At 36.7% G+C, this 20,013-nt stretch carries 23 protein-coding genes and 1 tRNA gene; 13 read left to right on the top strand and 11 right to left on the bottom strand.

The features are described 5' to 3' along the window. Positions 1-293 precede the first annotated feature (293 nt). Positions 294-776, bottom strand: a complete 483-nt coding sequence (locus CVT17_RS08155; RefSeq protein ID WP_107858980.1) for a hypothetical protein — start codon at positions 774-776, stop codon at positions 294-296. 117 nt (positions 777-893) lie between these two features. Here CVT17_RS08155 and CVT17_RS08160 point away from each other — a divergent pair, with 117 nt between their 5' ends. Genes CVT17_RS08160 through CVT17_RS08170 form a run of 3 tightly spaced genes read left to right on the top strand, consistent with a single transcriptional unit; the run spans position 894 to position 4,140 of the window. Further along, complete coding sequence (locus CVT17_RS08160) at positions 894-2,057, top strand: cation:proton antiporter (protein ID WP_107770581.1); 1,164 nt, start codon at positions 894-896, stop codon at positions 2,055-2,057. Between the two features lie 2 nt (positions 2,058-2,059). Then, positions 2,060-3,337: a citrate synthase gene (locus tag CVT17_RS08165; protein ID WP_107858955.1), complete on the top strand. Its 1,278-nt coding sequence runs from the start codon at positions 2,060-2,062 to the stop codon at positions 3,335-3,337. Beyond that, positions 3,334-4,140 (top strand): 3'(2'),5'-bisphosphate nucleotidase CysQ family protein, encoded by an 807-nt coding sequence (locus CVT17_RS08170; RefSeq protein ID WP_107858954.1) that lies wholly within the window; start codon positions 3,334-3,336, stop codon positions 4,138-4,140. The genes CVT17_RS08165 and CVT17_RS08170 overlap by 4 nt, the downstream gene beginning before the upstream one ends. A gap of 3 nt (positions 4,141-4,143) precedes the next feature. Here the strand turns inward: CVT17_RS08170 and CVT17_RS08175 are convergent, their stop codons facing one another. Genes CVT17_RS08175 through CVT17_RS08205 form a run of 7 tightly spaced genes read right to left on the bottom strand, consistent with a single transcriptional unit; the run spans position 4,144 to position 9,713 of the window. Further along, complete coding sequence (locus CVT17_RS08175; protein ID WP_107858953.1) at positions 4,144-5,700, bottom strand: class I SAM-dependent methyltransferase; 1,557 nt, start codon at positions 5,698-5,700, stop codon at positions 4,144-4,146. Between the two features lie 8 nt (positions 5,701-5,708). Next, a complete protein-coding gene (locus CVT17_RS08180) occupies positions 5,709-6,206 on the bottom strand; it encodes a redoxin family protein (protein WP_085658673.1) in 498 nt (165 codons plus the stop codon). A 48-nt stretch (positions 6,207-6,254) separates the two neighbouring features. After that, positions 6,255-6,932 (bottom strand): molybdate ABC transporter permease subunit, encoded by a 678-nt coding sequence (gene modB, locus CVT17_RS08185; RefSeq protein ID WP_107770578.1) that lies wholly within the window; start codon positions 6,930-6,932, stop codon positions 6,255-6,257. Beyond that, entirely contained in the window at positions 6,929-7,786 is an 858-nt protein-coding gene (locus CVT17_RS08190) for a sulfate/molybdate ABC transporter ATP-binding protein (protein WP_107858952.1), read from the bottom strand. The genes modB and CVT17_RS08190 overlap by 4 nt, the downstream gene beginning before the upstream one ends. Next, positions 7,783-8,178 (bottom strand): TOBE domain-containing protein, encoded by a 396-nt coding sequence (locus tag CVT17_RS08195; RefSeq protein ID WP_107793245.1) that lies wholly within the window; start codon positions 8,176-8,178, stop codon positions 7,783-7,785. Before CVT17_RS08195 ends, CVT17_RS08190 begins: the two co-directional genes overlap by 4 nt. Further along, a complete protein-coding gene (modA, locus tag CVT17_RS08200) occupies positions 8,175-8,930 on the bottom strand; it encodes a molybdate ABC transporter substrate-binding protein (RefSeq protein WP_107858951.1) in 756 nt (251 codons plus the stop codon). Before modA (CVT17_RS08200) ends, CVT17_RS08195 begins: the two co-directional genes overlap by 4 nt. Next, complete coding sequence (locus CVT17_RS08205; RefSeq protein WP_103583155.1) at positions 8,931-9,713, bottom strand: TOBE domain-containing protein; 783 nt, start codon at positions 9,711-9,713, stop codon at positions 8,931-8,933. A gap of 165 nt (positions 9,714-9,878) precedes the next feature. Between CVT17_RS08205 and CVT17_RS08210 the strand changes: the two genes are divergently transcribed. The 3 genes from CVT17_RS08210 to CVT17_RS08220 are packed head-to-tail and all read left to right on the top strand — an operon-like array spanning position 9,879 to position 13,638. Next, the gene (locus tag CVT17_RS08210; protein WP_103588304.1) at positions 9,879-10,589 is read left to right on the top strand and encodes an MlaA family lipoprotein; all 711 of its coding nucleotides are present in this window, start codon (positions 9,879-9,881) and stop codon (positions 10,587-10,589) included. A 2-nt stretch (positions 10,590-10,591) separates the two neighbouring features. Beyond that, positions 10,592-11,194, top strand: coding sequence for an ABC transporter substrate-binding protein (locus CVT17_RS08215; protein ID WP_107858950.1), 603 nt, complete (start codon positions 10,592-10,594; stop codon positions 11,192-11,194). Continuing rightward, complete coding sequence (locus CVT17_RS08220; RefSeq protein ID WP_107858949.1) at positions 11,194-13,638, top strand: efflux RND transporter permease subunit; 2,445 nt, start codon at positions 11,194-11,196, stop codon at positions 13,636-13,638. The genes CVT17_RS08215 and CVT17_RS08220 overlap by 1 nt, the downstream gene beginning before the upstream one ends. Before the next feature lie 7 nt (positions 13,639-13,645). Here the strand turns inward: CVT17_RS08220 and CVT17_RS08225 are convergent, their stop codons facing one another. Then, the gene (locus tag CVT17_RS08225) at positions 13,646-14,221 is read right to left on the bottom strand and encodes a BON domain-containing protein (RefSeq protein WP_107858948.1); all 576 of its coding nucleotides are present in this window, start codon (positions 14,219-14,221) and stop codon (positions 13,646-13,648) included. Positions 14,222-14,296: 75 nt separating this feature from the next. On the opposite strand from CVT17_RS08225, the gene CVT17_RS08230 reads away from it, so the two are divergent. Next, positions 14,297-14,394 (top strand) — tRNA-Sec (locus CVT17_RS08230). A 6-nt stretch (positions 14,395-14,400) separates the two neighbouring features. Here the strand turns inward: CVT17_RS08230 and CVT17_RS08235 are convergent. Further along, positions 14,401-15,060, bottom strand: coding sequence for a molybdate ABC transporter permease subunit (locus CVT17_RS08235; RefSeq protein WP_107770571.1), 660 nt, complete (start codon positions 15,058-15,060; stop codon positions 14,401-14,403). Positions 15,061-15,068: 8 nt separating this feature from the next. Beyond that, on the bottom strand, positions 15,069-15,767 hold the full coding sequence (gene modA, locus CVT17_RS08240) for a molybdate ABC transporter substrate-binding protein (protein WP_107858947.1): 699 nt from the start codon (positions 15,765-15,767) through the stop codon (positions 15,069-15,071). Positions 15,768-15,891: 124 nt separating this feature from the next. On the opposite strand from modA (CVT17_RS08240), the gene CVT17_RS08245 reads away from it, so the two are divergent. The 6 genes from CVT17_RS08245 to CVT17_RS08270 all read left to right on the top strand — a co-directional run bounded on the left by CVT17_RS08245 (position 15,892) and on the right by CVT17_RS08270 (position 19,971). Continuing rightward, complete coding sequence (locus CVT17_RS08245; RefSeq protein WP_107770569.1) at positions 15,892-16,980, top strand: nicotinate phosphoribosyltransferase; 1,089 nt, start codon at positions 15,892-15,894, stop codon at positions 16,978-16,980. A gap of 8 nt (positions 16,981-16,988) precedes the next feature. Continuing rightward, on the top strand, positions 16,989-17,486 hold the full coding sequence (locus CVT17_RS08250; RefSeq protein ID WP_107770568.1) for a chemotaxis protein: 498 nt from the start codon (positions 16,989-16,991) through the stop codon (positions 17,484-17,486). Between the two features lie 112 nt (positions 17,487-17,598). Beyond that, positions 17,599-18,414, top strand: coding sequence for a menaquinone biosynthesis family protein (locus CVT17_RS08255; RefSeq protein ID WP_230853333.1), 816 nt, complete (start codon positions 17,599-17,601; stop codon positions 18,412-18,414). Then, on the top strand, positions 18,411-18,680 hold the full coding sequence (gene fliQ, locus CVT17_RS08260) for a flagellar biosynthesis protein FliQ (protein ID WP_223154533.1): 270 nt from the start codon (positions 18,411-18,413) through the stop codon (positions 18,678-18,680). The genes CVT17_RS08255 and fliQ overlap by 4 nt, the downstream gene beginning before the upstream one ends. After that, entirely contained in the window at positions 18,677-19,474 is a 798-nt protein-coding gene (locus tag CVT17_RS08265; protein ID WP_087577894.1) for a UDP-N-acetylmuramate dehydrogenase, read from the top strand. The genes fliQ and CVT17_RS08265 overlap by 4 nt, the downstream gene beginning before the upstream one ends. 8 nt (positions 19,475-19,482) lie before the next feature. After that, a complete protein-coding gene (locus CVT17_RS08270) occupies positions 19,483-19,971 on the top strand; it encodes an addiction module antitoxin (RefSeq protein WP_107858946.1) in 489 nt (162 codons plus the stop codon). Positions 19,972-20,013: the final 42 nt, after the last annotated feature.

Raw genomic sequence — 20,013 nt, forward strand, 5'->3', positions numbered from 1 at the left:
AATTTTAAAATTTGATAGAGTTTTAACCGCATTCAGTGCGCCAGCACTATTGCGTGCACTTTGAGCGTATTAAGGGATTGGGGATATAAAAGGGAATAAGTGGGCGACTTCGTGTCTGCCATGCAGTTGCGAGCTTGCGAAGCAAAATTCAAGCCACTTTGTCCCCATTTAAGTAAACTTCATCAATCTATGTGCAAATTTTAAATTTCATTCACTCACAAGAATTGGCTAGTAAAATTTGATGAAATTTGACAAAACCGCATGCAGTGCAAAACATCGCCACATCCACCTTTCTACCTAGCTTCTACCTTTGGCATCTGAAGCATAAAATTTCTAGCTTCACTTAAAAGTACAGGCTTAAGCCCATCTACTAGAGTTTTTGGATCATAAATTCTCTCATATGAAAGTATTAAGACTCCATCATTTTTAAGTAAAAAGTGGATTATTTCTATATTTTTACTGCTAGTTTCATCTTTTATGAGAGCTAAAATTTGATCATTCTCTTCGCAATAAAGCACTTCTTTAGCCTCTTTTATATTCTTTTTTAGCTCAGCAAGCATACTTTCACTTTTTATGTTTTTGTCAAATTTCACTCTAAAGCCTACAAAATGTTCATCAAAATTTTCATTTTTTAAAAAGTAAAAGCTCTCATCTTTGGCTGTATTTTTCTTATAAAAAACGCTTCCATCAAATTTAAAACTTTGAACTAAACTTAGCTCGTCTGCAAAGCTAAAAATTCCAAAAAGCATCAAGGCAAAAAATAGAAATTTACGCATAAATTTACACTCCAAATTTTTAAAAATTTGTCGCCATTTTGCCCAAAAATCGCTTAGCTTAATCAAAAAATAACAAAGCTTTTTATACAATCAAACATTTTTAATTTAAGGATCTTTTTGCAATTACATCAAGCTAGCGAGCTTAGTATTCTTGTCGTTTTGGCATTTATCGTCTTTGCTTCGCCTTATATTTCTAAAATTTTACGCATTCCTGTCGCTCCTGCTGAGATAATACTTGGAGCACTGGCTAGCTACATCGGGCTTGTCGGCGAGAATGAGATGTTTAAGCTAATTAGCGAAGTTGGCTTTTTCTTTTTGATGTTTCTAGCCGGCATGGAGATCGATCTTAGAATGCTTATAAACATTGACCGTAAAATTTTACGTCTGGGGCTTATCTATCTTGCGCTCATTTACTCGCTAGCAACTGCACTTACGTTTAGTTTTGATCTTAGTTTGCTTTATATTATCATTATCCCGATAATGGCCGTTGGTATGATATTTACGCTATTTAAAGAGTATGGCAGAGACGTGAAATGGCTAAATTTAAGCATGCTTATTGCAACTATTGGTGAGCTTATAAGCATTACGCTTTTGACATTTATAGCTGCCTATTTGCAGTTTGGAGCTAGTATAAATTTATGGCTAACGATTGGCTATTTGATCTTATTTTTAGCTATCAGCGTGCTTAGCTTTAAAATTTTAGATGTGCTTTTTTGGTGGTACCCGGGGCTTAAAGTGATCCTTATGCCACACTACGACAAGGATGAAAAAGATATTAGGCTAAGCATTGCTGTATTTTTTTCGATGATTGCACTTATGCTTTATTTGAATTTAGAAGTTGCCTTTGGCGCGTTTATCGCAGGTATGTTTATAACGACATTTTTTGATCATAAAAAAGACTTACCACACAAGCTTTCAAGCTTTGGATTTGGTTTTTTGGTACCGATATTTTTTATACACATAGGCTCAACCTTTAAACTCTCAAGCCTAAGCTCAAATGAAGTGATAAAAGATGCTATTTTTATATTTTGTGCGATGCTTGCCACAAGGCTTTTTTCAAGTGTGTTATTTGTAGGAAAATTAGGATTTAAGGGGATATTTTTGTTTTCCCTCTCACAATCCATGCCACTAACGCTTCTAGTAGCAGTTGCTACTATCGCACACAGATCAGGTGAGATAAGTGACTATTCTTACTCATCTTTTATCCTAGCAAGCCTAGCTCAAGCTATAATAGGGACAATAATTATAAAATTTCTAATGCAATCAAGAAGTAAGGAGTAAAAATGTCATCAAATACAGCTACGCTAACTGATAACAGGACCGGCAAGAGTTACGAGTTTCCTATACTAAAAGGCACTATGGGACCTGATGTGATAGACATCTCGACATTTTTTAGTGATACTGGAATGTTTACTTTTGATAGAGGCTATACTTCAACTGCGATGTGTCGCTCAGCGATAACTTATATAGACGGCTTAAAAGGCGAGCTAATGTATAGAGGTTACGATATCGCGTATTTGGCTGAAAATAAGACATTTTTAGACGTGGCATATTTACTCTTAAACAAAGAGCTTCCAACAAATGATCAGTATATAAATTTTAAAACCGAGCTTAAAAAAAGAAGCTTTATACATGAAGGTATGATGAAGCTATTTGACGCATTCCCAGACAAAGCGCACCCTATGGCGATCTTACAAGCAGCGGTCTCAGCCCTAAGTGCGTTTTACTCAGATCACCTAAATATGGATAAACCTGAAGAGTATCACGAGATGGCTATGCGTATAATCGCTAAAATTCCAACGATCGCAGCCTTTAGTTACCGCTACTCACGCGGGCTTCCTATCATATATCCAAATTTAGATCGTGGCTTTACTGAAAATTTCCTCTACATGATGAGAGGCTATCCATACGAGCATGTCGATCTTAAGCCTATCGAGATCAAGGCACTTGATACGGTCTTTATGCTGCACGCAGATCACGAGCAAAATGCTTCAACGACTACTGTTAGAACCGTTGGCTCAACGCACGCTCACCCATACGCATGTATAAGTGCGGGCATCGGCGCGCTTTGGGGCTGGGCTCATGGCGGTGCAAACGAGGGTGTCATCCGCCAGCTTGAAGAGATTGGCTCGGTCGCAAATGTCGATAGATACATCGCTAGAGCAAAGGATAAGAACGATCCATTTAGACTAATGGGCTTTGGCCACAGGGTCTATAAAAACTTTGACCCACGCGCAAAGGTACTTAAAAAGATGAGGGATCAGCTGATGGATGAGATCGGTATAAACTCAGAGCTCATCAAGATCGCCAACCGCATCGAGGATATCGCGCTAAATGATGATTATTTTGTGAGCAGAAATTTATATCCAAATGTTGATTTTCACTCAGGACTCATCCTAAAAGCGCTTGGCATACCAAATAATATGTTTGCCGTCATCTTTGTCATCGGCAGGACTCCAGGCTGGATCAGCCAGTGGATCGAGCTAAAAGAGCAAGATACGATAAAGATCGTCCGCCCAAGACAGCTCTACGTCGGAGAGACAAACAGAACACCAAAATGAGCGAGCTTTTAAATTTAGCTAAAAAAGCAACCATTAATGCTGGAGCGCAAATAATGAAATTTTACTCCGCTAATAATACGGCTCTTAAAGTCTGCCTAAAAGATGACAGCTCGCCACTAACTAGCGCCGATCTAGCTGCAAATGAAGCGATAATAAAAATTCTAAGCAAAAGTGGGATAAAAATTTGCTCTGAAGAGAGTATCTTACAAGAAAGCGACAAAGATGAGTTTTGGCTCGTAGATCCACTTGATGGCACGAAAGAATTTCTAGCTAGAAACGGTGAATTTTGCGTTTGTATAGCACTTATAAAAAAAGCTAGACCGGTGCTTGGCGTGATATTTATCCCGGTTAGCAAAGAGCTTTTTTACGCCGATGAAAATGGTGCTTTTAAAGAAATTTTAGATAACAATGATGAAATCATAAAGAGAGTTGATCTAAACAAAAAAGATAAAAATTTAGACAATCTAATCTTTTCAAGTAGAAGAGGCGATGCCAAAGAGATAGAATTTATAGGACAGAGCTTAAATTTTGAGCAAAGGTACATCGGCTCAGCCATAAAATTTTGCCGTTTAGTCGAATTTGGTGGAGTTTATCTGAGATTTGCTCCAAGCTATCTTTGGGACAATGCTGCAGGAGATGCGCTCGTAAATTTTTGTGGCGGAAAAGTATTTGACGCTAATAGTAGCAAAGAGATGAGCTACGAGCTTGCTGATTTAAAAAGTCCATTTTTCATAGCTCTCTCAAAAAACACACTAAATCTAAAAGATAAAATCACACAACTATATAAACAAAGTAAAATTTAAACTTTAAATTTCTTCTAGTAGATAAAGCAGACTAGCTATTTTTGCTGTGCCTAGCACGTAGCTCATTATATTTGCTGCGACTTTATCTTTTTTAAGCACTTTGCCATTTATATCAAATACATCTTCATTGTTCTCTTTGATAAATTTTAAGGTTTTTGCTGCGACATCTTCTAAGCTATTTTTACCATCAAGTAACAAAAGTATGTAATAATCGATATTGTTAAGCTTTCTTGAGATACTAAATTTATTAGCAAAAACAACATCGGCATTATTTTTATGATTTAAAAAATATCTTACATAATTTATTAAATTTTGACTTAGCCTTGAATGTCCAGGCCTATACTCGATATTTTTTTGCTCATCTTTTAAAATCATTGCATCAGACGAGTTTGTTAAAATTCTTACAAAGGCGCTATAAACCATGAGCTTATCTTCTGGCAAAATTTCTAAAATCTGAGAAAGGTTTATGCTGGCTGGATACATCTTATAAAAGACCTCGCAAAGCCATGATATATCTTGTGGCATAGCGCCATAACTATCTTGCCACTGGTTATCTTTCTTTATAAAATCTGCCACAACGTGAATTTTATTGATATCGCTTGGGCCTATTTGTTTATTGGCTATGCTCTCATAAGTTTTACTATGGACTATTAGGCTTTGTCTAAATACTTTGTTGCTAATCATATCCATGAATTGCTCTAGATCGATTCTGTCCTTAAACTTGTTATTTTTGTATTCATCTACTACGGCTGTGCCAACATCTGGGGTAAAAATATCATCAAGCGTATATTCACAAAGATAAGTAAGCTCATTTTTGGCAAGCTTGGCATTAAAATCTTTAAAATAAAATGGATCATTTGTGTATTCTAAAAACTCATGAGCTATGTAAAAGTCATCTTTTGAGAGCACATGTTCTGTTACAAAAAGAAGCATCTTAAGAGGTATCTTCCCTTCATAAATTTCTTCATCTCTTGTTAGTAAATATTCTTTATAGACTAAAAGTGCTTCTTTGGCTGCTTTTAACCTCTCTTGCATGCTCTCTTTATCCTTTGCGGCAAGTAGCATTATATCTCTTACGATATCTTTTACTTTCCAGCCAGGATAAACATTATAAGAGATAAATGCCACGCCGTTCGTGCTTAAATTCTCTCTTACAACTTTTAATATAGCTTCTTTTACAAAGTCAGGTACCCAGCTAAAAACGCCATGAGCAATGATATAGTCAAATTTTTCATCACTGTTAAATTCGCAAATATCGCCATGTATAAGCTCTAAATTTGTAAGCCCCATCTCTTTAACGATCTCTTGTCCACGCCTTATCTGCTCTCCACTGAGGTCTATGCCAACTACTTTTGCGTTTTTGTTATTTACTGCAAATGGGATCAAATTTCCGCCAAAGCTACATCCTATCTCTAAAACTCTTGCATTTTCACATGGCGGTGGAGTTATGCCAAGAAGTGTCGCACAAGCTTCAAGCCTATATGGCGATGACTGGGCAAAAGCTATTGATTTATAAGTTAGCTCGTCATAAGACTTTTCGATTTTGCTATTTTGGCTCATTTTAGCTCCTAGTAGTCTTTTTCTTTGATTTTTTCTAGCATATTTTTAGCATCATTCTCAGGATCATCCACTATATATGCGCGCCTTATCTTGCCATCTTTAATGATAAGTGTTTGCCTAAAGTAAAATTTATGTCCATTTGATGCAGAAAAAACTGGAAGCTCAAGCGCCCTCTCAAGCATAAACTCACTATCGTTTAGAAACATAACACCAGTTGAAGTCTCTTCTTGAAATTTCTTTTGAGCTGCGATATCTTGTGAGCTAATGGCCACTACCATGAAACCAAGATCGTTAAAATCTTTTAAAAATTTCTTGTAGTTTATCGCTTGTTTGGTGCAGCCCTTCATACCAGGTGTATTTTGTAGTTGCTCACTTAAAAGACTAAAGTCCTCGCCTATCTTTGGGTAGATAAAAATAACGCAGTCATGCGTTCTTGCAAAGGCGGAAAAATCAAATTCCTTACCGTCTAAGGTATTTAAATATATACTTGTAGGCACTTTTATCATACTTCATCCTTTAAAATTTTTTACTATTATATCTTTATAAGCTTTGTCTTAAGCTTTTTTAGAATTTAAAAGATAAACTACGAAAAGAACAAAAAAGCTAATTATTAGCATCAAAAGTGCATAGATATGAGCCTTGGTGTAATCAAGCATTTCAACCGCTTCAAATATCGCAATGCTCGCAACCTTGCTCTCTCCAGCTACGCTACCGCCTATCATTAAAACAACACCAAACTCACCCATAGTGTGAGCAAAACTAACGACAGTGGCTGTTAATAAATTTGATCTGATACTTGGCAAAATCACCCTAAAAATAGTCGTGAGTTTATTTTTACCAAGACTATAGCTCGCTTCAAAAAGGCTCTTTTTTAGGCTATTTAGCCCAGCATAAATCGGCCCAAACATAAATGGCAATGAATAGATACAACTTGCCACAACAAGGCCTGTGAAGTTAAAAACAAGCCTAACTCCAAAAATTTCTTCAATAAATTTACCAAAGGCCGAATAAGGCGAAAGAAAAATGAGTAGATAAAAGCCAAGAACACTTGGTGGCAAGACCAAGGGCAGTGAGATTACCGACTCTAAAAACGACTTGCCAAAAAATTTTTTCTGCGACATAAAATAAGCAAGTGCAATGCAGGCAAAGAACAAGATAAAAGTAGTTATAAAAGATAGTTTTAACGAGAGCCAAAACGGCTCGTAATCGATACTTTTTAACTCGTCTATCATGCTTTTTCCAAATTTACGCTAAATGCTTTTGTGCTAACTACTACCATATCGCCTACTTTTAGATTCATTGCTTCGCTGCTACTTAGCACCACTTCACAAATTTGACGGTTTATTAATACATTTGCCACGTAAATAGCATCACGTTTTTTTATCTCTAAAATTTTAGCGTTAAAGGCAAATTTCTGCGATCCTGCACTCTTTAAAAATATCTCACTTGCGCTACCTGATCTTGAAATTTTGCCGTTTTCAAGGACAAAGACTTTATTGCAAAGCTTATAAATTTCAGCGATATCATGGCTTACTAAAATAATGCTCATCTTAAACTCATCATGAAGTGCTAGTAAATAGTCTTGAAGTTTCTCACGCATAGCATTATCAAGCGCACTTAACGGCTCATCAAGTAGTAAAATTTCAGGCTTTCTCATAACCGCACGAGCCAAAGCAACGCGTTGCTTTTGACCGCCAGAAAGAGTGCTAATTTTTGCATTTTTTAGACTTGTTAGGCCGCAAATATCAAGAAGCTTGTTCGCTAGAGCTAGATCATTTTTTGCAAAGAGTAAATTTTTAAAGACATTCATATTTTCAAAAAGTGCATAGTCTTGAAATAAAAAGCCAATATTTCGCTTTTGTGGAGCCAAATTTGTCTTTTCATCAAAGAAAATTTTATCTCCAACCTTTATAAAGCCACTTTGTGGTGCTTCAAAGCCAGCGATCAAGCGTAAAATAGTAGTCTTTCCGCCACCGCTTGCTCCATAAAGTGCAACAAAATCGCCATTTTCAAAGCTAAGGTCTGCCTCAAGTAAAAATTTTCTGCCACCGCCATTTAGCTCTTTTTTACAAGAAATTTCTATCATTTTTGAGTACTTATGTGAATGCTTGTAGATTTTATATAGGCAAAGACTTCATCGTTTTCACCTATGTTCATAGTTTTTAATGCGTGATTTGAGATAATAGCTTCAAAGTAAATTTCGCCACACTTTAAGCTAACAACACTTAAAATTTCACCAAAATTTATAGCTTCAATCACGCATTTTAGCTCGTTTTCAAGCGAGCTATTACTTAGTTTGTCTTTTGACAAGATAACATCGGAGCTTTTAAAACCTAAGTCAATCTCATCATCTAAGGCGAATTTGCTAGCCTCATTCAAAACTAGCATAAATAAATTTGCCTCTAAATTTAGACCCTTTAGCTCAAATAAGCTAACGTCATCTTTAGTTAAAATCCCAACGATCTTTGCTCTTATCATTTAGCTGGAACGTTATAACCAAATTTCTTGAAAATTTCTCTTGATTTATCACCTAAGATAAACTCATAAAATGCTTTTGCATCATCATTTTTTTCAGCATGTTTTAGAAGAACTATGCCTTGATCGATCGGAGTGTATAGCTCTTGTGGAACAAAGATGTAATTAACGCCCTCTTTGTATTTTGACATTTTCTCATCAAAAAGTGCGCTAGCAGCGATAAAACCTACATCAGAAGCACTTAATGCTTGAGATAGAGTTTCAGAAATTTTTTGAGCATAGACGATATTTTTTTCTACTTCGTCATAAAGTTTTGCGTTTTTAAGAGCCTCTATACTAGCTTTGCCGTATGGTGCAGTTTGTGGATTTGCGATAGAGATCGCTTTTAGGCCACGAACAACCTCAATACCTTTTTTGAAATCAACATTTCTAATAGAAAAAATAGCAACAGCGCCTTGTGCATAAACTTTTGGTTCGGTGCTTGCAAAACCTGTGTCATAAGCTTTTTGCGCAAAGCCCATATCAGCAGCCATGAATATATCTGCTGGAGCCGAGTTTTGTATCTGTGTAACAAGGCCACCACTTGCACCAAGAGTTAGGTTGATTTTGGCATCTGGATGAAGCTTATTAAACTCTTTTATAAGCTCTGGAAATGCGTATGTTGTGTTTGCTGCAGCATATACATTTACTTCAGCGCCAAATGCGTTTATGACAAGCAAAGCCGCCACACATAAAAATTTAAAAACTTTTTTCATTTAAACTCCTATAATGATTTGTGATGATTTTACTATTGCTAAAAGTGTATCGCCAACACCTATTTGCATATCCATCGCACTATCTTTTGTGATGATAGCAGTTAAAGTCTGCTCATCGCTTAGTTTTAAAGTAATTTCAGCGTTTACAGCACCTATCTTTGCTTCGATCACCTCGCCTTTTAATTGATTTTTTGTGCTTATTTTTATATCTAGATCCCTAGCCAAAATAACAGCTGGAGCTTTAAAAATATAAATAACTTTTTGCCCAACTTTTAGGCCTAAATTTTTCTCACTTTCAACCGTGATGTTTGACTCAAGCGTGCAGCCATTACTTAGTTTTGCGACTATTTGAGAATTTACCGCACCGCGGTTTATGCTAATAATCTCACATGAGAGCTGATTTCTAGCACTTAAGTTCATATTCATTCTTTGAAGATTTATAATGTCTACATCCTCAAAATCTACTTTTTGACAAATTTTTTGCAAAAAATCCTTTTGAGTCTCAAGAATAGCATCATAAATTTTTATCAGTTTATTGGCATACTCGCTTAGCTCGGAGCCACTATTTTTCTTATTTCCATCAGCCCTAATGATAAGGGGCTTACTACTTTTGTTATTTATCGTATCAAGGCAGTCCCAAGCATTTTTGTATGATATACCAACCAATTCTGCTGCTTTTGTGATACTTTTTGTCTCTTTTATGGCCTTTAATAATGTAATATGTTTAGCTAAAACCTGTGTATCTTCGCCTAAAAATAGTTCTAAATTTATATCTGCTTTCAAAATTTTTACCTTTACTATATTAGAGAATAATTTGTGAAGTATATCTAATTATATTAATCCTTAAGCTTAAAGATTTAAGCCAATTTATAAATTTCTCTTAATTTCTTGTAAAGTTTTTAAAAGATAAAATCGAGCTACATTTTACAAATAAAAATAAGGCTTAGTATGAAATTTTTGCTTTCTATCTTTTTTAGTTTGCTTTTAGCCTGTGCTAATACGGATATAAATACGAATAGTGAAAGCGATGAATTTGATGTTGAATTTGAAGCAAGAAAAGATGTTTTTGACCCGCTTAGTGGCTACAATAGAATGATGACACATGCAAATGACTTTATCTATGTAAATATGCTAACTCCGGTGGCAAAAGGCTATGCCTATGTTGTGCCAAAAACAGCTAGAACAATGGTTTCAAATTTCTTTGATAATCTGCTTTTCCCAGTTCGCTTTGTAAATAACTTACTTCAGTTTAAATTCCAAAATGCTGGCGAAGAGACATTGAGATTTTTAGCAAATACGATAATAGGTTTTGGCGGACTAACAGACGGAGCAAAATACTACAATCTCAAAGCTCACGATGAAGATTTTGGACAAACGCTTGGATATTGGGGACTTGGCAGCGGTTTTCATATAGTCTGGCCACTTATTGGACCATCAAATTTAAGAGATACTGGTGGCATGGTTGGAGATTATTTTGCTGATCCTATTAGCTACGTTGATCCTATACTTTTATCCACTGGCATCAAGTCATATAGAGCGTTTAATAGCTTTTCACAAGATCCAACTGCTTATGAAAAACTAAGAAAAGATGCTATTGATCTTTATCCATTTTTACGCGATGCTTACGAGCAAAGACGCGACAAGCTTATCAAGGAGTAAATATGAAAATTTTAAAAATTCTAACTATGATTTTACTTTTTACAACTAGCCTTTTTGCTATTTCAAAAGAGCAGATCAAGCCTGAAGTAGAGATGAAAACAACAAAGGTTATTGAAATTTTAAAAGATACAAATTTAGACAATAATGCAAAAACAAAAGAAATTTTTGCTCTTCTTGATCCATTTTTTGACTATAAGCAAATGGCAAAGATAAGCCTTGGTAAACGTTACAACAGCTTAAATAGCGATGAGCAGGTTAAGTTTGACGCAGCATTTGAGCAAAAACTAAAAAGCTCATACATAGATAAACTTTTAGGGTACAAAGATCAAGAGATACATATAACTGGCGAGAGTGAACCACAAAAAAATAGGTACTGGCTCACATCTGAGCTTATAAATGATGGCAAGAGCTACGAATTTGTCTATAAATTTTATGACGCTAAAGAGCGTGGTTGGCTCATTTACGATCTTGATATCGTTGGTGTAAGCATCATTCAAACATACAGAAGTCAGTTTGGTGATGTGCTAAATAACGCTGATTTTAATACTCTTTTACAAAAGCTAAACGAAGCTGTTTTGCCTGATCAAAATAAAACTAACCCTTAATGCGACAAATTTTTAAATTTATCATTGCTAAAAACAAGCTTATTATTGCTCTGATTTTAGCTTTAAGCGTAGTTTTTGGCTATCTTAGCACCAAGCTTAGCGTCGATGCATCAGCTGAAACGCTACTGCTTGAGCATGATCCTGACTTAAAAGCTTATAGAGAGATAGCCAAACGCTACGACTCACCCGGATTTTTAGTGGTCGCTTTTACTCCAAAAGATGATCTTTTTTCATCTAAAAATTTAGAACTTATCAAAAATTTAGGCGATGAACTAGCTAAAAACGATATGGTAAATAGCGTCATCTCTATAATAAATATTCCGCTTTTAAATAGTGTAAAAGGCGGGATTACTGGCATCTTAGATCACACTCCAACGCTAAGTGATAAAGATATAAATATCTCAAAAGCAAAGTTTGAGTTTGCCAAAAGTCCGATTTACAGCGGAAATTTGATAAGCAAAGATCTAAAAACAACAGCGATTGCTCTAAATTTAAAACAAGATGAGAAATTTAATGAGCTTGTAAATGAGAGAAATTTACTTAGCCAAAAAGAGTCAAACGGCACTATCACACAAGCTGAGCGACTTAAGCTAGAGGCTCTTGCCTATGAGTTTAAAGCCTACCGAGATGAGCTTAGAAAGAGCGATCACAAAAACCTTGAGGCCATAAAAGCAACCATAGCTAAATTTAACGCAAATGACGAGCTATTCTTAGGCGGTGCAAATATGATCGCTGATGATATGATAGGCTTTATAAAGAGCGATCTTTTAGTCTATGGCTTAAGCGTACTTGCTCTTCTTAGCTTTAGTTTGTGGCTATTTTTCAGGCAGGTTAGATGGATCGTCTTGCCGATGTTTATCTGCGCGGTAAGTGCCATTTTTACGACTGGGATTTTTGGTATGTTTGGCTGGGAAGTGACGGTCATTAGCTCAAACTACATCGCACTTCAGCTCATCATCACCATCTCAACAGTCATCCACCTAGTCGTTAGCTACAGAGAATTTTACGCAAGACATCCAAAATACAGCCAAAATCAGCTCATCTATCTGACACTTCGTGACAAATTTTCTCCATCTTTTTGGGCGATATTTACGACAGTCATTGGCTTTAGCTCACTAATGAGTGCCGATATAAAGCCAGTTATCATGCTTGGCATTATGATGAGTGCTGGCATTAGCGTTTCACTTGTGCTTGCATTTTTGCTATTTGGTGCGATAAATGTAAATTTAAATAAATTAGCTCCCATTAGAACCTTTGAAAATAGCTTTAAATTTACAAAATACTGCGCGAATTTGGCTCTAAACTCAAGAAAGATTATTTACGTAGTTTGCGCTCTAGTTGTCTGCTTTGGTGTTTATGGTATCAGCAAGATAAAGGTTGAAAATAGCTTCATTAGCTACTTTAAAGAAAGCACAGAAATTCGCCAAGGAATGCAAGTCATTGATACCAAGCTTGGCGGCACGATACCAGTTGATGTGATAGTGAAATTTAAAGAGCAAAAACAAGAAAAAAATGCCGAGCAAGATGAGTTTGAAAATGAGTTTGAAAGCAACGCTAAGGATGCAAAATACTGGTTTAATAGCTATCACACAAGGGTTGCTGAGAAGATTCACGACTATTTAAAAGAGCAAAAATTTGTCGGACATGTAAGCTCGCTAGCAACCCTTATAAAAGCCATAAAAGAGCTAAATAACGGTGCGAGTGATGATTTTTTATTAGCTGCGATGTATGAGAAATTACCACAAAATTATAAAAATATCTTATTAAGTCCTTATGTAAGCGTTGAAGATGATGAGCTTAGATTTAGTATAAGGATCGTCGATAGCGACTCCGAGCTTAGACGAAATTTATTTCTAAAAGAGCTTAGAGAAGGGCTAGCACAGCTTACTAAAAATGACAATGTAAGCATAGAAGTGGCCGGCATGATGGTGCTTTATAATAATATGCTTCAAAATTTACTTAGCTCACAAGTTGATACTTTTGGACTAACTGTCGCTATACTTTTTGTCATATTTTGCTTTATTTTTAGAAGCATAAAGCTAGCAACCATTGCGATAGTTTCAAATTTAATCCCGCTTTGCACGCTCTTTGGCGTGATGGGATTTTTTGGTATTCCGCTTGATGTGATGAGTATCACGATCACAGCCATTAGCATTGGTATCGGTGTTGATGATATCATTCACTATATCCACCGCTTTAAAGAAGAAATGCTTACAAAAAGTGTTTTTGAGAGCATTAAAGTCGCACACGCAAGCATCGGATATGCGATGTATTACACATCATTCACTATTTTTCTTGGTTTTAGTGTGATGATAACCAGTAACTTTATCCCGACCATATATTTTGGCTTACTAACCGATCTTGTTATGGTATTTATGCTTCTTGGCGCACTAATCATCTTACCAAGCCTCATTGCAAGCTTTGTAAAAAAGCGCGATATTTAAGCTAAATTTATTTGATGACTTTGATGAATGAGTAGACATCGGCCACGCCGTCAATGTGTTTAGCGTACCAAATAGCATGTTTTTCTTGCTCAATGCTATCAACTACGCCACTAAATACAACATCACAGCCAACGATGCTAACACGTATATTTGTGCCCTCAACTATACTATCTTTAAAAAGATTTTGCTTTAAGTTTGCAAGAATTTTTAGACTATCGCATGGATATTCTGGCTTCTTGGTACGAAGATAGGTATAAATTTTTCGCACACCATCTGTACTTTTGGCTAGTTCTACTAGCTTATCTTCAAGCTCTTTACTATCAACAAGTCCGATCAGATAAGCATCTCCGTAAAAAACCTCTATCTCGATATCGATATTGCTAAGTCCTTTTGAAAACAAAATTTTGCTTTGCAATTTGCTTTGTATAAATTTATCTCTTGTGATCGAGTAAATACCACGTTTATCACGTGAAATAGAGTATGCATCATATACATTTAGCGGCGCAGTTGCTGGGGTTAGTACTGAAGAGCAAGAGCAAAAAAATAGAGCCAAAAATGCAAAAACGCTAAATTTTAAAATCAGAAATCCTTTTGTAATTTCAAAAAGTTTATAGAAAATGGGCTAAAATTTATCTAAATCTGCTAAAATAACGCACACGGAGGATAAAGTAATCTGGTGATGCTCACGGGCTTCAAACCCGATGACTGGGCGGTTGACCGTCTGGTGGGGAGTTCGATTCTCTCATCCTCTCGCCATTCACTTTAAATTTTACTTTTATCAAGCAAATTTATAATCCCAAACAAAATAAAGCTTAATACAACCAAAACAAGGCTTAAAACTAGTGCTTCATCGCTTTTGCCATCGTATACGGCATTATAAATGGCAAGAGAGATAGTGTCGGTCTTTCCTATTATATTTCCACCAAGTATAAGTGTTATGCCAACCTCGCCAAGCCCACGCGAGATCGCTAAGATAAAAGCCGCTGCTACGCTTTTTGCAACACATGGGAAGAGCACAAAAATAGCTGTTTGAAATTTATCTTTTCCAAGGCTATATGCTGCTTCACTTAGGCTTTTTGGAAGTGAGCCAAGAGCAGAAGCGACAGGCTTTACAAATAGTGGCAACGAAGCTATAAAAGCAGCTAAAACAAGAGCCTTAAAACTAAAAATAATTTCTAAATTTAAAGCCTTGCCGACGATGCCATTTTTGCCAAGCAGATAAAGTAGTAAAAATCCAGTCGCAATGGGTGGAAAGATGAGAGGAAAAGTTACGATCATCTCTAAAATAGCTCTAAATTTAGCCTTACTAAAAGCTAAATAATAAGCCAAAGCCAGCCCAAAAATAATAAGCAAAGCCCCTTGGCATAAAACGACCTTTATGCTTAAAACCAGAGGATCAAATAGCCAAGAGAGCTCTTGCAAGCTTAGCCTTATCTTATGCCAAATTTAGTGTAAATTTCTTTTGATCTCTCGCTTTTTAGCTCATTTATAAATTTCTCACAATCAGCCTTTTTATCGCATCCTTCAAGCTTCGCAGCTACAATGTTTGCTGGAGCGTAAAGCGATTTGTCTATCAAGACAAAACTACCAAATTCATCTTTGTGTGCATTTAGTTCAGTTTGGTTGATGAATCCAGTATCAACTTCGCCGTTTAATATATAAGTAACGACTTGTGGCACACCAGCAACTGCTAAAATTTTATCCTTTAGCTCGCCACTTAAATTTGCTTTTTGCATAAATTCATTCGCTCTTTTACCATAAACTGTCTTTACAGCATCTGGTATAGCGATCTTAGAAAGCGCTTTTAGCTCTTCAACTTTTTCTATTTTTACACCTTTTTTAGTAGCCAGCACCAAGGCACCTGAGCCTAAATTTACGTATTCAGCGATCTTTAGATCAGACTTTTTCAAAAAGTCTTCATCGCCCACGATCACGTCAGTTTTGCCCTCTTTTGCCTGAGCCATGATAGCTGTGATGTTTGCAAAAGAGGTGTCGATATTTACGCCATCTTTTTTGAGATTTTGCGCGACTGCTTCAACTATCTTTTTATATCCGCCACCCGCACTTACTAGCAAATTTTCATTGCCAAATGCAAAAATTGCGGCCATTAGAAGTAAAAACTTTTTCATATTTTTCCTTTAAAAGTAAAATTTCAAGATTTTATAAAATATACTCTTATACATTCTTAAAATATATTTTTATAATTTTCACTTTTCTACCAAAATGCTATAATCACGATAAAAAAGGACAGATATGAACGAACTTGAGCTAAAGATGCAAGGCAAGATAGATAGGCTAACAGACAATACTTTTAAGTTAGATCCAAGGATCGGCGAGGGCTACTTTACTGCGAAATATTTTCTAAAAGTAAATGAGATAATTAAGCAAAACCTGCCTGATCAGCACGTGACGATGCAGTTTTTCCAAAGGCGCGATGATATCGTGCTTTGCGGCATTGACGAGGTTTTAGCCGTCATCAATAAATTTGCCAAAAATCCAAGTGAGCTTGAAATTTACGCACTTAATGATGGCGATATCATAAATGCAAACGAGCCAGTTTTAAAGATAAGTGGCAAGTATGAAAATTTTGGCTTTTTAGAAAATGTGATCGATGCGACGCTTACTAGAAGAAGCTGCGTGGCGACAAATTCAAGAGATGTGATAAGAGCGGCAAACGGCAAAGACGTTTTTAGCATGGCGGATAGGCAAGATGACATCTGCACGCAACCAGGCGACGGCTATGCATCATTTGTAGGCGGCATCAAAAAGGTCGCCACAGATGCTCAGGGCGAACTTACTGGGCTAAAAGGTGGTGGCACCATGCCTCATGCGCTTATTCAAATGTGCGGTGGAGATATAGTAAAAGCCTCGGAAATTTATGCTAAGACCTTCGAAAATGAGAAGATCACGGCCTTAGTGGACTATAATAACGACGTGATCACAGATGCATTAAAGGCTGCAAACGCATTAAAAGAGAGGCTTGGCGCGGTTAGAGTCGATACTAGTAAAAATTTGATTGATAAATATTTTGATGATAAGGATACTAGCGGGTTTGACCCACATGGCGTTTGCAAGGAGCTTATATTTGCTCTAAGAGAGACGCTTGATAAAGCTGGCTTTAAATACGTTAAAATCGTCGTTAGCTCAGGCTTTAGTCCTAAGATTATAAAAGAATTTGAAGCTTATAACACGCCAGTTGATACTTATGGCGTGGGAAGTTATCTTGTTAAAAATGACATTTGTGGCTTTACTGGTGATCTAGTCGAGCTAAACGGCAAAGATGAGGCAAAATTTGGTAGGAAAAATTTTGCCTCAGATAGGCTAAAGAGAGTGAAATTTTAAGAGAAAAGATGAAATTTATAAAAATTTTAACGTTTCTAGCGCTTTTTCTAACCGTTTGCACCGCCGCAAACTACGCTAACGCCTTTGAAAAGGTTGGCATCTTTGAAGACGGAGTTTATCGTTTTAGCAAAAATGGACTTGGCGTCAAAAAAGACCTGCTTGTAAAGGTGATCTCTGTGCAAAACGCAGAAATTCCTCACAAAAAGATCATCTCGATGCTAAATATCCCTAAAAAATCTAAAATAAATGACTTTAAAACAAGCGATGCTGGCGCAATAGTGTGGCCATTTTACGAGTTTGAGGGCAAATTTTTAACGACAATAATCGTTGAAAATATAAAAAAAGAAGACAGCGATCAAAAACTGCTTAAGATGCTTGAACTTAAGCATCCGTTTTACTCGACAATCTTCGCTCGAAGAAAAGAGGCTAAAGGCGCCATAGACGTGAAATACGTGCTAAATTTCAAAGAGGCAAAGCTGGTAAAATCGTTTAAAAACCGCCCTTAAAACTTTATTTTAAATAAATTTCATTAAAATGGCATAATCAAAAAAAGGATCGTCTTTGCAAAATTTCAAGAATATAAATGTCGCTCACTCGCCGGATGCTGACGATATTTTCATGTATGCTGCGGTCAAATTTGGCTGGGTTAGCAGTAAAAATTTAGCCTTTACATCAAAGGCGCTTGATATAGAAACGCTAAACGAAGAGGCGCTAAAAGGCACTTATGAAGCCACAGCGATCAGCTTTGCACTCTATCCAAAAATTTGCGACGAGTATGCGCTTTTACGCTGTGCGGTGAGCTTTGGCAATGGATATGGCCCAAAGCTTATCAAGCTAAAAGGTAAGCAGCTAAAGCGAAATTTTAAGGTCGCACTCTCTGGCAAAAACACGACAAATGCCCTGCTCTTTCGCATAGCCTACCCAGAGGCAAGGATCGTTTATAAAAATTTTCTTGAGATCGAAAATGCTGTGCTTAGTGGCGAGGTCGATGCTGGCGTGCTAATACATGAAAGTATCTTAAATTTCTCAGACCAGCTCTGCGTAGAGCGTGAAATTTGGGATATCTGGAGCGAGCTAAACGGCGAAAATTTACCACTTCCACTTGGTGGTATGGCGCTTAGACGAAGCCTGCCCATAACCGATGCTATCGAGTGCGAGAGAGTGCTCAGCGAAGCTGTCAGGATCGCCACTTCGCACAAGCCATTTTTATCTCACATGCTAATGGAGCGAAATCTTATTAGAGTTGGCAAAGAGGAACTTAAAACGTATCTAAATTTATACGCAAACGACGAGTCAATAAGCATGAACGAAACGCAGCTAAAAGCGCTAAATAAGCTCTATCAAATAGGCTATGACAAAGGCTTTTTTGAAAAGCCAATCGACGTAAACGACTACCTAATCCCAACTGAATACAACGAAGCAAGGTTTAGTTGATGCAAAGTACGCTTGTCTCGCTTGGAGTTGAAACCTTTAAGATCGCCCTTTACATCAGCCTTCCGATGCTGCTAAGCGGCCTAATCGCAGGTCTTATCATCTCCATTTTTCAAGCGACCACACAGATAAACGAAACCACGCTAAGCTTTGTGCCAAAAATTTTGCTAGTCGTCGTTGTTATCATATTTTTGATGCCTTGGATGATCTCGATGATGGTTGAATTTACCACTCGCATGTTTGAGTTTATACCGGAATTTATCCAGTGACGAGGCTTGTTGATTTTTCTAAATTTACCTCGGTTAGGATAGGCGGCGTGCATGAAGTTTTTGAGGTAACTAGCCTTGAAGATCTAAGCTCACCTTACTTTTTAGGCGCTGTGATGATAGGCGGAGGCAATAACCTTCTTATCTCGCCAAATCCCCCAAAAATGGCGATGCTCGGCAAAAGTTTTGACTATATAAATTTAGAAATTTGTGATGAAAAAATTTACCTTGAGATAGGTGCTGCGACAAAATCAGCCAAAATTTATAACTTCTGCAAACAAAATAACATCGCTCACCTTGAGTTTTTAAAAAATATCCCAGGCACACTTGGCGGACTTATAAAAATGAACGCTGGACTGCTTAAATTTAGCATAAGCGACAACCTCACACATGTGCGTCTGGCTCGTGGCTGGGTGAGCAAAGATGAGATAAGTTTTAGCTACCGCCACAGTGGCATAGATGAGGCCATTTTGGGGGCTAAATTTGATCTTCATAGCGGCTTTGACGCAAGCATATCTGAAGCTATAAGCGCAAAAAGGGCAAATCAACCAAAAGGAGCTAGCTTTGGTAGCTGCTTTGTAAATCCAGAGGGGCACTTTGCAGGGGCTTTGCTTGAGGCGGTCGGGCTAAAAGGATACGCTATCGGCGGAGCGAAATTTAGCGAAGAGCACGCGAATTTTTTGATAAATTTTAACCACGCAAGCTTTGAGGACGCCACTAACCTTATAAATTTGGCTAGAGCTAGAGTTTTAGAGAAATTTGGCGTAGAGCTTAAGACTGAAGTTTGCATTTTATAAGGATGATGATGAGTGAGTTTTTGAGCGAAGTTTTTACCCTTTCATTTTTATTTATAGCTATTGGGTTTTACGCCATTTATAGGGCTAAAAAGGCGCAAAGCGAGCATGAGAAAAATGTGGCTAGTTATGATAAAAACTTGCTAAATTTTGCCAAAATTTTAGGTGTTCAAAATCACATCGATCTAGTTAAATTTGATGAAATTTTGGCTGAAGCCTTAAAAGAAAAACTAATTTTTAAATTTAATAAATCTACCTCGCAAGAGGAATTTATCTCTTTTATAAAAGATGAGAATTTCAAAACCAAACCCCAAATTTCACAAAATAATATCGATGAAGCCTTTCTTACACTTTGTGCTAGCTCGCTTGTAGAGCCGCTAAATTTTGCGATACTAAAAAACGAAGATCAAATTTATGGATTTTTGTTTGAAAAAGAGCATCTTTTTGCTCTTATTGATAGCGCTGCACTGCTTGGCGAAAATATTATAATTTGCAAGTAAATCAAGTAAAATTCATCTCTTTTTAGATAAAATCAAGCCAAA

The sequence above is a fragment of the Campylobacter concisus genome, from assembly GCF_003048775.2.
Classification (GTDB): domain Bacteria; phylum Campylobacterota; class Campylobacteria; order Campylobacterales; family Campylobacteraceae; genus Campylobacter_A; species Campylobacter_A concisus_I.

Coding starts and splice junctions, on each gene's coding strand:
- CVT17_RS08155 (WP_107858980.1), bottom strand. CDS start 776: ATGCGTAAATTTCTATTTTTTGCCTTGATGCTTTTTGGAATTTTTAGC.
- CVT17_RS08165 (WP_107858955.1), top strand. CDS start 2,060: ATGTCATCAAATACAGCTACGCTAACTGATAACAGGACCGGCAAGAGT.
- CVT17_RS08170 (WP_107858954.1), top strand. CDS start 3,334: ATGAGCGAGCTTTTAAATTTAGCTAAAAAAGCAACCATTAATGCTGGA.
- CVT17_RS08175 (WP_107858953.1), bottom strand. CDS start 5,700: ATGAGCCAAAATAGCAAAATCGAAAAGTCTTATGACGAGCTAACTTAT.
- CVT17_RS08180 (WP_085658673.1), bottom strand. CDS start 6,206: ATGATAAAAGTGCCTACAAGTATATATTTAAATACCTTAGACGGTAAG.
- modB (WP_107770578.1), bottom strand. CDS start 6,932: ATGATAGACGAGTTAAAAAGTATCGATTACGAGCCGTTTTGGCTCTCG.
- CVT17_RS08190 (WP_107858952.1), bottom strand. CDS start 7,786: ATGATAGAAATTTCTTGTAAAAAAGAGCTAAATGGCGGTGGCAGAAAA.
- CVT17_RS08195 (WP_107793245.1), bottom strand. CDS start 8,178: ATGATAAGAGCAAAGATCGTTGGGATTTTAACTAAAGATGACGTTAGC.
- modA (WP_107858951.1), bottom strand. CDS start 8,930: ATGAAAAAAGTTTTTAAATTTTTATGTGTGGCGGCTTTGCTTGTCATA.
- CVT17_RS08210 (WP_103588304.1), top strand. CDS start 9,879: ATGAAATTTTTGCTTTCTATCTTTTTTAGTTTGCTTTTAGCCTGTGCT.
- CVT17_RS08215 (WP_107858950.1), top strand. CDS start 10,592: ATGAAAATTTTAAAAATTCTAACTATGATTTTACTTTTTACAACTAGC.
- CVT17_RS08220 (WP_107858949.1), top strand. CDS start 11,194: ATGCGACAAATTTTTAAATTTATCATTGCTAAAAACAAGCTTATTATT.
- modA (WP_107858947.1), bottom strand. CDS start 15,767: ATGAAAAAGTTTTTACTTCTAATGGCCGCAATTTTTGCATTTGGCAAT.
- CVT17_RS08245 (WP_107770569.1), top strand. CDS start 15,892: ATGAACGAACTTGAGCTAAAGATGCAAGGCAAGATAGATAGGCTAACA.
- CVT17_RS08250 (WP_107770568.1), top strand. CDS start 16,989: ATGAAATTTATAAAAATTTTAACGTTTCTAGCGCTTTTTCTAACCGTT.
- CVT17_RS08255 (WP_230853333.1), top strand. CDS start 17,599: ATGTATGCTGCGGTCAAATTTGGCTGGGTTAGCAGTAAAAATTTAGCC.
- CVT17_RS08270 (WP_107858946.1), top strand. CDS start 19,483: ATGAGTGAGTTTTTGAGCGAAGTTTTTACCCTTTCATTTTTATTTATA.